The organism is Acinetobacter sp. YK3 (genome assembly GCF_001729365.1).
GTDB lineage: Bacteria > Pseudomonadota > Gammaproteobacteria > Pseudomonadales > Moraxellaceae > Acinetobacter > Acinetobacter vivianii.
Genome location: NZ_LZPJ01000017.1, coordinates 1 through 13,609 on the forward strand (window position 1 = coordinate 1; position 13,609 = coordinate 13,609).

Genomic DNA, 13,609 nt, shown 5'->3' on the forward strand with positions numbered 1-13,609 from the left:
AATCTGATTAATCAGATTCAGTAATCAAAAAAGAAGCCATCAAATTGATGGCTTCTTTTTTTTCTGAAACAGATAAATCTGGAAGGAGGCGGTCGCTGCAAATTGTGACGACTGCTCTAGCAATTTGCGTCGCTCAGGATTGGCCTTATAAGCATACGGCGTCATGGCGATCAGATTTTTTAACGCCTGCTGATCCAGTGACATGATGCTCTCAACCACCCGTTCCTGTTTTAGCTCAAACTGTGCCTCCAACTGCTCCACAAACTTCTGTGGCTCATGCAAGTTCACTTGCTCAAACAAGGCTTCGCGCAAATCGTATAAATGACGTGGCGCAGGCGTGACCACAATCAGATAGCCATCCTCTTGTAGCACTCGCATGATTTCATCTTGGGGAATTGGACTAAACAGACTGGTGCAAAGGTCAATTGAATGATCCTGAACAGGCAAAGTCGCTCCTGTTCCCACCACCCAAGTCACTTTTGAATTCAGCTTGGCTGCTCTTTGCACCGCAGTTTTAGCAATATCCACCCCGATACACTGTTGAGTATGTGCCTGCATTGCGCTGGTGTAATAACCTTCACCACAACCAATATCCAGCACAGCTTGAGGTTTAAGCTGTTGCAGAATCTCAACCACAGCCTGCTGCAAAGGTTGATAAAAACCTGCTTGCAGAAACTCACGGCGTGCCAGTACCGACTCAGGCGTGTCCCCAGGTGACTTGCTATGTTTATGCTGCACCACATGTAAATTGACATAGCCCTGTTTCGCTACATCATAGTGATGCCCTTTTTCACAACGCCAGGAGTTTTCAACCAAATTCAATGATTGGCGACAAACAGGACACATCAACAAACTCATCTATTTTCTCCAAACATAAAAAAAGCTGGTCAATACCAGCTTTTTTCTTGAATCTTGGTTTAACGTAATTTTAAGGTCATTAAGCCTAACACGACGAGGAAAATCGTGATAATCCAGAAACGAATCACAACCTGTGTTTCTTTCCAGCCTTGTTTTTCATAATGGTGATGCAGAGGCGCCATCAAGAACACACGCTTGTTACGCATACGCAATGAACCGATCTGTAAGAACACAGAAATGGCTTCCATCACAAAGACACCGCCCATAATCGCAAATACGATTTCCTGACGAACCATCACCGCAATGGTACCGAGCATCGCACCGAGTGCCAATGCACCGACATCACCCATAAAGACTTGGGCTGGATGCGCATTGTACCAGAGGAAGGCCAAACCAGCACCGACCATTGCCGAACAGATGACTACCAGCTCAGAGGTATATTTTACATAAGGAATATGCAAATATTCAGCGAAACGGATATCACCCGATAAATAAGCAAATACACCTAAACCTGCTGCAACCATTACGATTGGCATGATCGCCAAACCATCCAGACCATCCGTCAGATTCACCGCATTCGATGCGCCGTTAATCACCAGATAAGTAAAGACAATAAACGCCAAGCCTAGTGGAACCGCTGATAATGGAATCGAGAGATTCTTAAAGAAAGGAATCAGCAAGTCCAGCATATTCGCTGTATGTACCGCGCTATCCTGCTGTTTGGCAATCACATATAAAGCAATACCTGCACCTAGAGACGCTACAGAAGTCCAGAAAAACTTCTTGCGTGCCGGCAAGCCAGCATTGTCTTTATAACGAACTTTAATCCAGTCATCGGCCCAACCTACCGCACCGAAGACCACCATCACGCCAAGCACGATCCAGACATATGGATTGGATAAATCAGCCCACAATAACGTACTGATCCCGATAGAGAGTAAAATGAGGATCCCGCCCATGGTTGGGGTACCCATTTTTTTGGCATGGTTTTCTGGCGCAAAAGAGCTCACCGCCTGACCATATTTTAATGCCTGTAATTTACGAATCATGACTGGGCCTAATACCAGTCCGATCGTCAAGGCAGTCAGCAAGCTCAACAAAGAGCGCAACGTTAAATAACGAACAACCTGAAACGAACTGTTATAGTCCGCCAATTGTTCAAATAACCATAACAACATTTAAATTTTCTCCATCAAGTCAGCCATCAACGTTTCCATATGGGTATAACGAGACCCTTTAAACAGGAAACTCATTGACTGGGGTTGATGTGTTTGGACTAAATTAATTAAAAACGGTAATGCTTCTGCCTGTGTTGCAAAGGCATGTAACTTTTCTGAATGAGATGAACCTTGTTGCGCTGCTTCAGCGAATTCACCGACGACAACCAGATGATCTAACGGTAACGATGCCAAGTCTCGACCGAGATCATGATGCTCTTGCCAGCTACTATCACCCAGCTCACCAATATCGCCCATCACCATGACTTTTAAGCCCTGCTGCTGCAAGAGCACCTGTGCTGCTGCACGCATGGAAGTCGGGTTGGCATTATAGGTATCATCAATAAACAGATGATTCTGCTGCTGAATAAAGTTCAGACGACCTTTGGCACCTTGTGCTTGCGCTAAGCCTTGTACAATATCATCAAGCGCAATACCAAGCGCTAAAGCAAATGCGGTCGCTGCTGCGGCATTCTGTACATTATGCGCCCCTGCAAATGGCAAGTTCACTGCACGAACACCTTGTGGCGTATGCAAATTAAATTGTGCCGATTGAGGATGAAGTTGAATATCGGTCGCAAAGACATCGCCGCCTTCACCAAAACTCAGAATCGGATGGGCCTGAGCATTTTCACGAATAGTAGCTGCATAATCATCTTGTGCAGGAACAATTGCGGTACCTTGCGGCAAAATATGCGCATAGATTTCTGATTTAGCGCGGCAAATGCCCTCGCGACCACCAAATTCACCCAAGTGCGCTGTACCAATATTCAAAATGCCTGCCACATGTGGCTGTACCAGATTCGAGGTGTAATCAATTTCACCTTGATGACTAGCACCCAGCTCCATCACGGCATATTGATGTTCCTGACGCAGTTCCAGCAACATCATCGGCACACCCAAGTCATTATTCAGGTTGCCACGCGTGATCAGGGTCGGTGCTAAACGGGATAAAATACTGCCCAGCATTTCTTTGGTGGTGGTTTTACCACTGCTACCCGTTAAGGCAATGACTTTCAACTGTTGGTTTTGCTGACGGCGATAGGCTCCAAGATGTCCTAATGCCAAGCGTGTATCTTTTACGACGAGCTGTGCAATATCAGCATCAACAGGATGCTCTACGATGGCAATCTGACAACCTTGTGCAGCCACTTGTGCTACAAAATTATGCGCATCAAAACGCTCACCCTTTAAAGCAAGAAACGCATCGCCCGCCTCAGCGTGACGTGAGTCAGTCAAAATACGCTTAATTTCACCCTGCGGAACATTTTGTTGATGCCACTCCCCTTGGGTGGCGAGTTGTAATTGTTCTGCTGTCCACAGTTCTAATGGAACAGTACTGGTCGTTGAGGTATGCATCGTTTTTATTTACCTTTTTTCACACTATTGCGCAGGATAAGCAGAATGTACCGAATGTGGCTGGGCAGCAATTGCAGATTGCACTTCAACCACGTCATCAAACCAATGACGCACGCCATCGATTTCCTGATAATTTTCATGCCCCTTACCCGCAATCACCACAATATCTCCCGCTTGGGCTTGCGCTACAGCAAATTTAATCGCTTCACGGCGGTCATGGATTTCATGCATCACATGGGCAGTAAAATCAATGCCCTGCTTCATGTCAGCAAAAATCTGTTCAGGATTTTCAGTTCTCGGATTATCCGAAGTCAGCATGACTGGATTGGCATGGTCAAGCGCGGCCTGAGTCATGAGTGGACGCTTGCCACGGTCACGATCTCCGCCACAACCAAATACCGCCCACAATTGTCCAGTGACATGACGTTTCAATGTGGTCAGTACCTGAATCAAGGCATCCGGTGTGTGTGCATAATCTACTACAAATAGACGCTCAGCATCCTGAATCACCTGCATACGACCCGGCGCACCTTTCAGTTGCGGCACAAACTGCACTAGATCTGCTAGCGCAAAACCTGCATATTCAGCTGCAATCAAACTCGCCAATAAGTTTTCGACATTAAAATGCCCAAGCAATGGGCTTTGTACCGTATAAGCACCCGTTGGGCTCATCAGCGTAAAACTCGCACCACTTAAACGATATTGCAAATCAGCAATATGATAATCAGCAGAGGTTTGCGTCAAAGAATAGGTGAGGATTTTAGGTTGCGATGGATTGGCTTTTGCTGCATCCAACATGAGCGGTGCATGTGCATCATCCAGATTAATGACAACAGCTTTTAAGGTCGTAAATTTGAACAGCAACGCTTTTGCTTCAGCATAGGCTTCGAGCGTACCGTGATAATCCAGATGGTCACGGCTTAAATTGCTATACACCGCAATTTCAAGATCACAGCCATTGAGACGGCCTTGTTCTAAACCATGCGAACTGGCTTCCAGTGCAACAAAACTCGCGCCTTGTTTGGCATAGTCATGCAGCGCATGTTGCAACTGCAACGCATCTAAAGTGGTGTGCGTTGATGGCGTTAAGTTAGGTAAAATCCCGTTGCCTGTGGTTCCCATAACCGCACAGCCTTTGCCTTGCGAACTAATCAACTCTGCAATCAGGCGAGAAATCGTGGTTTTGCCATTGGTTCCCGTCACCGCAATACCACGCAAGGGCTGCACAGGATCAACTGCCTGCAAATACTGCTTTTGCCATTCGCCCATTTGATAGCGAACATTAGGACAAACCCATTCATTGGCAAAGCCTAAAGCCGTTTCACTAATTACCGCCAATGCACCAGCATCTAAAGCATTCTGGGCAAACTGGCGTGTTTTTTCTGGTTGGCTATAACTGCTCAAGGCAATAAAAATCTGTCCCTTTTCAACCTTACGGCTATCCAGAGAAAAGCCCTGAAAAGGTTGGCTATACCAAGCCGCATCTATGCTGATCGGATGTATCTGTTGAAAACTAATCGACATAATCTACCTACGGATTGGATTTTATAGAAGTATCAAGTGGCTTATCTAAAGGCACATTGAGGAGACGCAACGACTCCTGCATCATCCGAGCGAATACTGGGGCAGCAACCAGACCACCGTAATAACGACCTTGCGGGTTTTCAACCACAACAATCATCGCCAGACGCGGATCACTGATTGGCGCAACACCAGCAAACAAAGCACGATATTCACTGTTCGAGTAGCCTTTACGGTCTGCACGTAATTTATGTGCTGTCCCTGTTTTACCACCCACGCGATAACCCGGAATCACCGCCTGTTTCGCAGTACCGCCCGGCATGGTCACTTGCTCAAGCATGGTAAGTACTTGGTCGGCAATTTTAGGTTCGAGAACTTGTGTGCCTTCTGGCGCTTTGTCCAGTTTGCGCAAGCTCAATGGCATTTGTACGCCATGATTCGCCAACATGGCATAGCCTTGCGCCACCTGTAAAATGGTCGCATTCAGACCATAACCGTAGGCCATAGTCCCCAACTGCGATGGATTTAGCTTGCTACCTGAATAGAGTAGACCCGCACTCTCCCCCGGGAATTTAACGGCTGAACGATGACCAAAACCTGCGCGTCTAAAGAAAGAAGGTACTGTATCTTTAGGCAGAGACAATGCGATCTTGGCTGAACCCACGTTTGACGATTTAATAATGACACCAGATACGGTCAACGCACCATAGTTATGCGTATCACGAATCGTATGCCAACCTAAACGCATTGAACCCGGTGAAGTATTGACGATGGTATTTGGTGTGTATTTGCCACTTTCCAGAGCCGCTGCCACCGTGAACGGTTTCATGGTCGAGCCCGGCTCAAACATATCAATCGCACCGCGGTTACGCATTGCATCTTTATTGTTGAGACCATTTTTGTCATTCGGGTTATAAGATGGCCAACTGGTCATCGCCAAAATTTCACCGGTTTTAACATCAACCGCAATCGCAGTTGCTGAACGTGCATTATTGGCAACACCAGCTGCCGTAAGCTCGCGATACATAATGTATTGCAAACGCGAGTCGATACTGAGCGTGATATTTTCGCCAGACTCAACTTCTTTAATGACTTCAGAAACTTTAAGACGATTACCTTTTTTATCGCGAATGATTTTTTGCTCGCCATCGACACCAGAAAGCTGTTTATTCAACTGCATTTCCAGACCTTCAATCCCCACCCCTTCACTATTGGTCAAACCAATAATCTGCGCATTGGGTTGCGGTTGAGGATAGTAACGCTTATAACTTTTTTCGGCATAAACACCCTGAAAGTTACGCTTAATAATCAGGTCAGCCTGCTGTGGCGGAATTTCTTTTTGTAAAACCAAATAACGTGAACGTGGGCGTGCCTGCATTTGTTTCTTTAAATCGGCACGATCAACACCAACAACATCTGCCAGTTCGTCCAGATTCAAGTTTTTATCTGGCAATTGACGCTTTAATTTACGGTTATTCGGGTCTTTTTTCAGTTCAGCGGTAATTTCATCAAACTGCTGTTTGGTTTCCCAATAATCTCGTGGGTCGATCACGATTTTCATGATCGGGGTACTAATCGCCAAAGGCACACCGTGGCGGTCACTGATCACCCCACGCATCGCCTCAAGACGTTCGGTACGCAAAATATTGGCATTGGCTTTATTTTGTAAAAAGTCTTTATTGACCACTTGAACATAGAATGCACGTGCAACCAACACGACAAAGCAAAGCAGTACCGTGCCCCAAAGCAAATAAAATCGCCACATGTCCAAAGCAAGTGTTGGTCTTTCAGAAATCGACTGCTGTTTTTTTCGTATTGGTTTGCTTCTCTTATCTGCCATACAGCATGCCTTATTTATCTTGCTTTGAAGTCATAGGTAAAGAAATCACTACAGTTTGCGTAGCGGGTGGTGAGAACATACGGAGTTGTGTCACTGCCCGAGAACCAATCTGGGCAGTCGCACCAAAGGTTTGTTGCTCGATCAGCAAGCGCCCCCACTCTGCATTCAGATCATCTCTTTCACGCATATAAGCGCTTAAGTCACGATAATCATGACGATATTCAAAGACTTGAAACACCACCATCATTGCACTGGTAAACACCAATGCAACGAGCACAGCATAAACAACAACTTTTTTCAGTCCCTTTTTGCTGCTTGGTAAAACGTCGTCATCATTCTTGTTGTTCATTCTCAGCCTTTTTGCTCTAAACGCTCAGCCACACGTAGCCACGCACTACGCGAACGAGGATTTGCTTTTACTTCTGCTTCACTCGCACGAATACGAGAAACTTTCTTTAAACGTCGAGTATCAACCTGTGCTTGAGGCATACCCCAGCCTGAATCTTCAGCCAAACTCGATTCTTTTTGAATAAATTGTTTGATTAAACGGTCTTCTAGCGAATGAAAGCTAATCACGGCCAATTGTGCGGTTGGTTTTAACAAGGAAACCGCTTGCGGCAAGAATGTCTCGATATCATCGAGTTCTTTGTTAATTGCAATACGAATGGCCTGAAAAGTCCGCGTTGCCGGATGTTTATGCTTTTCCCATTTTGGATGTGCTGTTTTAACCACTTCTGCCAGTTGAGCTGTTGTTGTCATTTCACCTGCCAGTTTAATGGCTTTAGCAATGCGGCGGCTATAACGTTCTTCACCATATTGGTAAATAATGTTTGCGAGTTTTTCTTCTTCGATATCCAGTAGCCATTCTGCAGCAGTTGGGCCTTGCGAATTGTCCATACGCATATCCAGTGGGCCGTTTTGCATAAAACTGAAACCACGTTCGGCTTGGTCAAGCTGCGGTGATGACACCCCTAAGTCAGCCATAATGCCGTCGACTTCGGTAATACCAATATGAGCGAGTTCAGCCTGAATATCAGCGAAGCTGGCGTGAATAATTTTAAAACGCGAATCTTCTTGTTCTAATTGTGCTGCAACTTCAAGGGCTTGAGGATCTTTATCAAAAGCATAAACGCGTGCATTTTGATCAAGTTTTGACAATAAAAGCTTGGTATGTCCCCCACGACCAAAGGTCGCATCGACAAAAATACCAGTATCGCGGCCTGCCAATACGCCATCAACGGTTTCATGAAGTAAGACAGAAATATGCGACATAAGAATTGGATCAACAGCTGAAAATGTAACTGCACATTATCACCTTGTTTTACGCCAGCACCAAACGACTTTTTGTAGAGAATTCTTAACTTTCCATAGATAAAACCGTTTTCTTGTCATTTTTCATGCAATAAAAAAGCAAACACCTTCAGTATTTGCTTTTCAATCTTTTGTGTTGATCTGCATCAAGATTAAATTTATGGTTTTTCTGCATAAATCTGATCAAAAATCGCACCATTTACAAAATGTGTTTTTTGCGCTTTTGCCCAACCACCAAACACATCATTTATATTGAATAATTTAATCTTTGGAAATTGTTTTGCGTATTTTGCCGCAACCTGAGGATTACGTGGACGGAAATAATGTTTTGCCGCCAACTCCTGCCCTAAAGGTGAATAAAGGAAGTTTAAATATCCTCGCGCCAATTGACGGTTGCCATTCTTATCTACCGTTTTATCCACGATGGCTACAGAAGGCTCTGCCAGAATAGAAATTGAAGGATAAACGATTTCAAATTTATCTTTGCCTAAACCTTGTGTTGCCAATAAGGCTTCATTTTCCCAAGACAACAGCACGTCACCGATACCACGCTCAGCAAATGTCGTGAGAGAACCGCGCGCACCTGAATCCAGAACTTTGACATTTTGATAAAGTTTTTTCACCAATTCCCGTGCTTTGGCATCATTACCACCTGGCTGTTTCAAAGCATAGCCCCAAGCCGACAAATAGATCCAGCGAGGCGCACCACCTGTTTTCGGATTTGGTGTAATGATCTCTACCCCATCTTTGGTTAAATCATTCCAGTCACGAATATTTTTAGGATTACCTTTACGCATCAGGAAAACTACGGTTGAAGTATAAGGCGCAGAATTATCTTTAAACTGTTTTTGCCAGTCTTTACGGATTAAACCAGCATTGGCAATTTCATCAATGTCATTTGCCAGTGCTAAAGTCACCACATCGGCTTGCAAGCCATCAATGACTGAGCGGGCTTGTTTACCTGAACCGCCATGAGACTGTTTAAAATCAACCTCCTGACCTGTTCTTTGTTTCCAGTATTGACCAAAGGCCTGATTATATTCTTGATAAAATTCACGTGTAGGATCATAAGACACGTTTAAAAAAGTCGTTGCGGCTTGTGCCACCCCATTTAAACCCAAGGCCAACAATGCCGCTGCAATCACTGTTTTCATTTATTGTTTATCCAGTCCACCCCATTTGTAACCACTATATTTATTTAAAAATAATTTACAATCAGTCGGTTATATCAATAAATTTATTACTTTGCAGTTTTTAAGCTAAGTTCAAAACCCACTGACTGGATTAAAAGTAAGCTGATGAGGACTTGTCCTTTAAAATGAGAAAAATTATCATTCTCCACTTTTTCTACACATTTGCTTGCTAAATTGCGCTTGTATACAAAGTAGCCATATTGCTATAAATGTAGAGAAGGATGTGTCAAATTTTAATATTTTTGTAAAAAGTGTGACGTAGTTCTACTTTTTTATTAAGATTTATGTTTAAATCGTATTATTAAAGCAATACTATAGTAGTTTGGTTAGTCTTGTAGACTCAAATTCAAGAGGGGAATGTTAGCGATGCCAACATTAAAATTGAAGAAAACAGCATATATAAGCTTATTTTTGCTATGTTCTGTTCAAGCTGGACATGCAGCAGCAATTAAAGAAAGCAATAACATAAAAACGCTTGATAAATCATCTTCAAGCTTAATCGTCAAAGCACTGGATCAGCAAAAACGTAATACAACGATGCTGCCATCAACTGATGACGAATTAAAAATGTTAAATACGATTCGTACTACACCAACGCAGACTTTTTTTGCGAGTCAACATGAGCGTTTTTCACGTTTCGTTCAAACCATATTCCAGCCGCATACCTCATAATTTTTAAATATGTACCCCTCACATGTTTAAATGAAGCCTAGTCATGTTGTGACTAGGCTTTTTCGTTATAATAGTTTCAATTTTAATTTAATCTCCGATAATTTATGAAAGTCCGTACCCGTATTGCCCCTTCTCCTACAGGTTTTCCACATGTAGGCACCGCTTATATCGCATTATTTAATCTATGTTTTGCCAAGCAGCATGGTGGCGAATTTATTTTACGTATTGAAGATACGGACCAACTTCGCTCAACACCAGAATCTGAAAAAATGATTCTGGATTCTTTGCGCTGGTTGGGTCTGAACTGGTCTGAAGGCCCAGATGTGGGTGGTCCACATGCACCTTACCGCCAGTCAGAACGTATGGGAATTTATAAGCAATATGCGCTTGAGCTGGTAGAAAAAGGCCATGCATTTTATTGTTTCGCAACAGCAGAAGAATTAGATCAAATGCGTGCAGAACAACAGGCACGTGGTGAAACACCTAAATATGACGGTCGCGGTTTAAAATTATCAGAAGAAGAAGTACAACGCCGTCTTGCTGCGGGTGAACCTCATGTCATCCGTATGAAAGTACCAGAAGAAGGTATTTGCAAAATCAATGATTTACTCCGTGGTGAAGTCGAGATTCCATGGGCGCAAGTCGACATGCAAGTGCTGTTAAAAACAGATGGCTTACCAACGTATCACCTTGCCAACGTGGTAGATGACCATTTAATGGAAATCACTCATGTATTACGTGGTGAAGAATGGTTACCGTCTGCGCCTAAGCATCAGTTGCTTTACCAATATTTTGGTTGGGACATGCCAACACTGTGCCATATGCCATTGTTGCGTAATCCAGATAAATCAAAACTGTCTAAACGTAAAAATCCAACCTCAATCAACTACTATCGTGACATCGGTGTATTGCCAGAAGCCTTGTTGAACTATTTAGGTCGTATGGGCTGGTCAATGCCGGATGAACGCGAAATCTTTACATTACAGGACATGATTGAGAATTTTGACGTGCAACGTGTTTCTCTTGGTGGTCCAATCTTTGATGTTGAAAAACTCAACTGGCTGAATGGTCAGTGGATTAAAGGCCTGACACCAGGACAACTTTTAGACCGTTTATTGACATGGAAGAGCGACCGTCAAACACTTGAAGATATTGCAGCTGCCATTCAGCCGCGTATCAACCTACTCTCTGAAGCAGTGAACTGGGCAGGTTTCTATTTCAACCATATGCCACAAATCAGCAAAGAACAGTTCGAAAGCAAAAAACTGACGGAAGAACAGGTTCGTCAAAGCCTACAGTTTGCGATCTGGCGTTTAGAAAGCCAATTCACTTGGAATAATGACACGGTCAGCCAGACACTGATGGATCTTGCCAATCAGATGGAAGTTAAACTACGTGACTTCATGCCTGCGTTCTTTATCGCCATTGCTGGTTCAACCAGTTCGACTCCTGTGATGCAAGCTATGGTTACACTTGGCCCTGATTTGACCTTTGCCCGTTTACGTCACGCACTGGAAATTGTCGGTGCGCCGAGCAAGAAAGAACTGAAAGCTTGGGAAAAGCTAAATGAATCACTAAAATTGCCGAAAAATGATGCAAATAGTGAGAGTTAATTCAGTTTAATGATTGACGTGTGGGCGCATTCCCCCTAATATTGCGCTCACACATTCTGGGGTCATAGCTCAGTTGGTAGAGCGCTACAATGGCATTGTAGAGGTCAGCAGTTCGATCCTGCTTGGCTCCACCATCGTTTCGAAATACGAAACGAAAGCAAAAGTTATGCTCAAGTCATCCGTGTGTTGCCTCATCTGTCCCTATCGTCTAGAGGCCTAGGACATCGCCCTTTCACGGCGGTAACCGGGGTTCGAATCCCCGTAGGGACGCCATATTCTATACTCTAATAATTATATTTTTCTCACAATCTTGCCTCAAGCAGATTGCACATTTTCGAATTTTACATAAAATAGCCGCTTCTCTATGCTTGGACAAATTGTCGTATGCAATCTTCCAACTCAAATGCGAATTCAGAACCAAAAACGCTAAAGCGTGCCATGAGCACTCGCCATTTAGTCATGCTTTCTTTAGGTGGCGCGATTGGTACAGGCTTGTTTTTAGGTTCTGGTGAAGTTATCGCTCAAACTGGACCTGTGGGTGCAATTATTGCCTATATCCTAGGCGGTCTGATTGCCTATATGGTTATGCTCTGTTTAGGTGAACTTGCAGTACATATGCCTGTTGCTGGATCTTTTGGTGCATACGCTCAAAAATATATTGGTCCAGGCACAGGTTACATGATTTCGTGGGTGTACTGGCTCACTTGGACAGCGACTTTAGGTACTGAATTTACCGCTGCTGCTCTACTGATGCAGGAATGGTTTCCACATATTTCCATGTGGATCTGGACTATTATCTTTGCCGTCACGATCTTGGGGCTAAATTTAACCTCCACCCGCATGTTTGCCGAGTCCGAGTTCTGGCTCGCCTTGGTCAAAGTGGTCACGGTTATTGCCTTTATTATTCTCGGCTTAATGGCAATTTTTGGTCTGATTCCATTTCATGGCTATGAATCAGCCCCACTCTTCCACAACCTGACTGCACATGGCTGGTTCCCGCAAGGTTTAATTCCAATTTTCACCACCATGTTGATCGTTAACTTTGCCTTCTCAGGTACCGAGTTAATTGGTGTTGCGGCGGGTGAAACCAAGGATCCTGCTGAAAATGTGCCGAAAGCAATCAATGCAGCCATCTGGCGCTTATTGATTTTCTTTGTAGGTACCATCATTGTAATCAGCGCACTTCTCCCTTTCCAAGTTGCTGGCTTAGGTGGTGAAGGTGTGAGTAGCAGCCCGTTCGTGACCGTGTTTAATTACATTGGTATTCCTTATGCCGATGACATTATCCGCTTCGTGATTATCACAGCGCTTCTTTCTGCTGCCAACTCGGGTCTGTATGCTGCATCACGCATGATGTGGTCTTTATCCGATCAGCGCCAGTTGCCAAGTGTTTTCTCTCGATTGTCAAAAAGTGGTACGCCAATCATTGCATTGGTGGTCACCATGTTTGGTGCAATTCCAGGTTTATTATCAGAACACTTTGCGCCTGAGACAATCTTCAAGAATTTACTCGGGGTTGCTGCATTCACTATGGTGATTGTGTGGATGAGTATCTGCTGGAGTCAATTTAACTTTAGACGCCAATGGTACAAGGCAGGACATACCGCAAAAGACTTAAAATTTGCTGCGCCGCTTTACCCGATTGTTCCGATCTTGGGTTTTATCTTCTGTTTCATTACAGGGCTAAGTATGGCAGCTGACCCTGAGATGCAAGCAGGCTTTATTGGTTGTTTGCTGTTTATTGCAGCATGTTATTTGAGCCATTACATTTTCTATCGTAATCGCAAATAATCAGATAACATAAAAAAATGCAGCTCAGGCTGCATTTTTTTATGCCTAAGGAAAAACTCTATTTTTCATATTTTTGAGCTTAACTGCTTATTTTTGATTATTTATTCCTCGATGTGTTTTATTTTTAAACACTTGTTTGGTTTTTTTAATTTTTCTTGAGAAAAGTGTTTGACACCCCACCTAATTCAACCTAATATACGCCCACCTCTGAAACGTCCCTATCGTCTAGAGGCC

The 13,609-nt window shown here is 43.9% G+C and carries 10 protein-coding genes, 2 tRNA genes and 1 pseudogene; 5 read left to right on the plus strand and 8 right to left on the minus strand.

All coding sequences use genetic code 11. The annotated features are described in order from the left end of the window. Positions 1-39: 39 nt before the first annotated feature. The 8 genes and pseudogenes from A9Z07_RS02470 to A9Z07_RS02505 form a co-directional block, all read right to left on the minus strand. Positions 40-858 carry a putative RNA methyltransferase gene (locus tag A9Z07_RS02470; RefSeq protein WP_069576620.1) on the minus strand — a complete coding sequence of 273 codons (819 nt, stop codon included), beginning with the start codon at positions 856-858 and terminating at the stop codon, positions 40-42. Between the two features lie 59 nt (positions 859-917). Next, positions 918-2,036: a phospho-N-acetylmuramoyl-pentapeptide-transferase gene (gene mraY, locus A9Z07_RS02475; protein ID WP_004776067.1), complete on the minus strand. Its 1,119-nt coding sequence runs from the start codon at positions 2,034-2,036 to the stop codon at positions 918-920. Further along, entirely contained in the window at positions 2,037-3,434 is a 1,398-nt protein-coding gene (locus A9Z07_RS02480) for a UDP-N-acetylmuramoyl-tripeptide--D-alanyl-D-alanine ligase (RefSeq protein WP_069576622.1), read from the minus strand. It lies immediately after the preceding gene. A 24-nt stretch (positions 3,435-3,458) separates the two neighbouring features. Next, positions 3,459-4,958, minus strand: coding sequence for a UDP-N-acetylmuramoyl-L-alanyl-D-glutamate--2,6-diaminopimelate ligase (locus A9Z07_RS02485; RefSeq protein ID WP_069576624.1), 1,500 nt, complete (start codon positions 4,956-4,958; stop codon positions 3,459-3,461). Between the two features lie 3 nt (positions 4,959-4,961). Further along, positions 4,962-6,795 (minus strand): annotated as a pseudogene (gene ftsI, locus A9Z07_RS02490) (penicillin-binding protein PBP3). 10 nt (positions 6,796-6,805) lie between these two features. Beyond that, complete coding sequence (locus A9Z07_RS02495) at positions 6,806-7,144, minus strand: cell division protein FtsL (RefSeq protein ID WP_005227681.1); 339 nt, start codon at positions 7,142-7,144, stop codon at positions 6,806-6,808. A 2-nt stretch (positions 7,145-7,146) separates the two neighbouring features. After that, positions 7,147-8,067, minus strand: coding sequence for a 16S rRNA (cytosine(1402)-N(4))-methyltransferase RsmH (gene rsmH, locus A9Z07_RS02500; protein WP_069576626.1), 921 nt, complete (start codon positions 8,065-8,067; stop codon positions 7,147-7,149). A 197-nt stretch (positions 8,068-8,264) separates the two neighbouring features. Beyond that, positions 8,265-9,260 carry a sulfate ABC transporter substrate-binding protein gene (locus A9Z07_RS02505; RefSeq protein WP_069576628.1) on the minus strand — a complete coding sequence of 332 codons (996 nt, stop codon included), beginning with the start codon at positions 9,258-9,260 and terminating at the stop codon, positions 8,265-8,267. Positions 9,261-9,665: 405 nt separating this feature from the next. On the opposite strand from A9Z07_RS02505, the gene A9Z07_RS02510 reads away from it, so the two are divergent. The 5 genes from A9Z07_RS02510 (at position 9,666) to A9Z07_RS02530 (ending at position 13,375) form a co-directional block, all read left to right on the plus strand. Beyond that, positions 9,666-9,971, plus strand: a complete 306-nt coding sequence (locus tag A9Z07_RS02510; RefSeq protein WP_004776077.1) for a hypothetical protein — start codon at positions 9,666-9,668, stop codon at positions 9,969-9,971. 104 nt (positions 9,972-10,075) lie between these two features. Further along, positions 10,076-11,584: a glutamate--tRNA ligase gene (gene gltX, locus A9Z07_RS02515; protein ID WP_069576630.1), complete on the plus strand. Its 1,509-nt coding sequence runs from the start codon at positions 10,076-10,078 to the stop codon at positions 11,582-11,584. A 58-nt stretch (positions 11,585-11,642) separates the two neighbouring features. Beyond that, a tRNA-Ala gene (locus A9Z07_RS02520) sits at positions 11,643-11,718 on the plus strand. Between the two features lie 63 nt (positions 11,719-11,781). Next, positions 11,782-11,857 (plus strand) — tRNA-Glu (locus tag A9Z07_RS02525). 111 nt (positions 11,858-11,968) lie between these two features. Continuing rightward, positions 11,969-13,375, plus strand: coding sequence for an amino acid permease (locus tag A9Z07_RS02530; protein WP_069576633.1), 1,407 nt, complete (start codon positions 11,969-11,971; stop codon positions 13,373-13,375). Positions 13,376-13,609 lie beyond the last annotated feature (234 nt).

Excerpts from the sequence above, each read along its gene's own strand:
- A9Z07_RS02530 (WP_069576633.1), top strand. The coding sequence starts at position 11,969 with ATGCAATCTTCCAACTCAAATGCGAATTCAGAACCAAAAACGCTAAAG.
- rsmH (WP_069576626.1), bottom strand. The coding sequence starts at position 8,067 with ATGTCGCATATTTCTGTCTTACTTCATGAAACCGTTGATGGCGTATTG.
- mraY (WP_004776067.1), bottom strand. The coding sequence starts at position 2,036 with ATGTTGTTATGGTTATTTGAACAATTGGCGGACTATAACAGTTCGTTT.
- A9Z07_RS02510 (WP_004776077.1), top strand. The coding sequence starts at position 9,666 with ATGCCAACATTAAAATTGAAGAAAACAGCATATATAAGCTTATTTTTG.
- A9Z07_RS02470 (WP_069576620.1), bottom strand. The coding sequence starts at position 858 with ATGAGTTTGTTGATGTGTCCTGTTTGTCGCCAATCATTGAATTTGGTT.
- A9Z07_RS02485 (WP_069576624.1), bottom strand. The coding sequence starts at position 4,958 with ATGTCGATTAGTTTTCAACAGATACATCCGATCAGCATAGATGCGGCT.
- A9Z07_RS02505 (WP_069576628.1), bottom strand. The coding sequence starts at position 9,260 with ATGAAAACAGTGATTGCAGCGGCATTGTTGGCCTTGGGTTTAAATGGG.
- A9Z07_RS02495 (WP_005227681.1), bottom strand. The coding sequence starts at position 7,144 with ATGAACAACAAGAATGATGACGACGTTTTACCAAGCAGCAAAAAGGGA.
- gltX (WP_069576630.1), top strand. The coding sequence starts at position 10,076 with ATGAAAGTCCGTACCCGTATTGCCCCTTCTCCTACAGGTTTTCCACAT.
- A9Z07_RS02480 (WP_069576622.1), bottom strand. The coding sequence starts at position 3,434 with ATGCATACCTCAACGACCAGTACTGTTCCATTAGAACTGTGGACAGCA.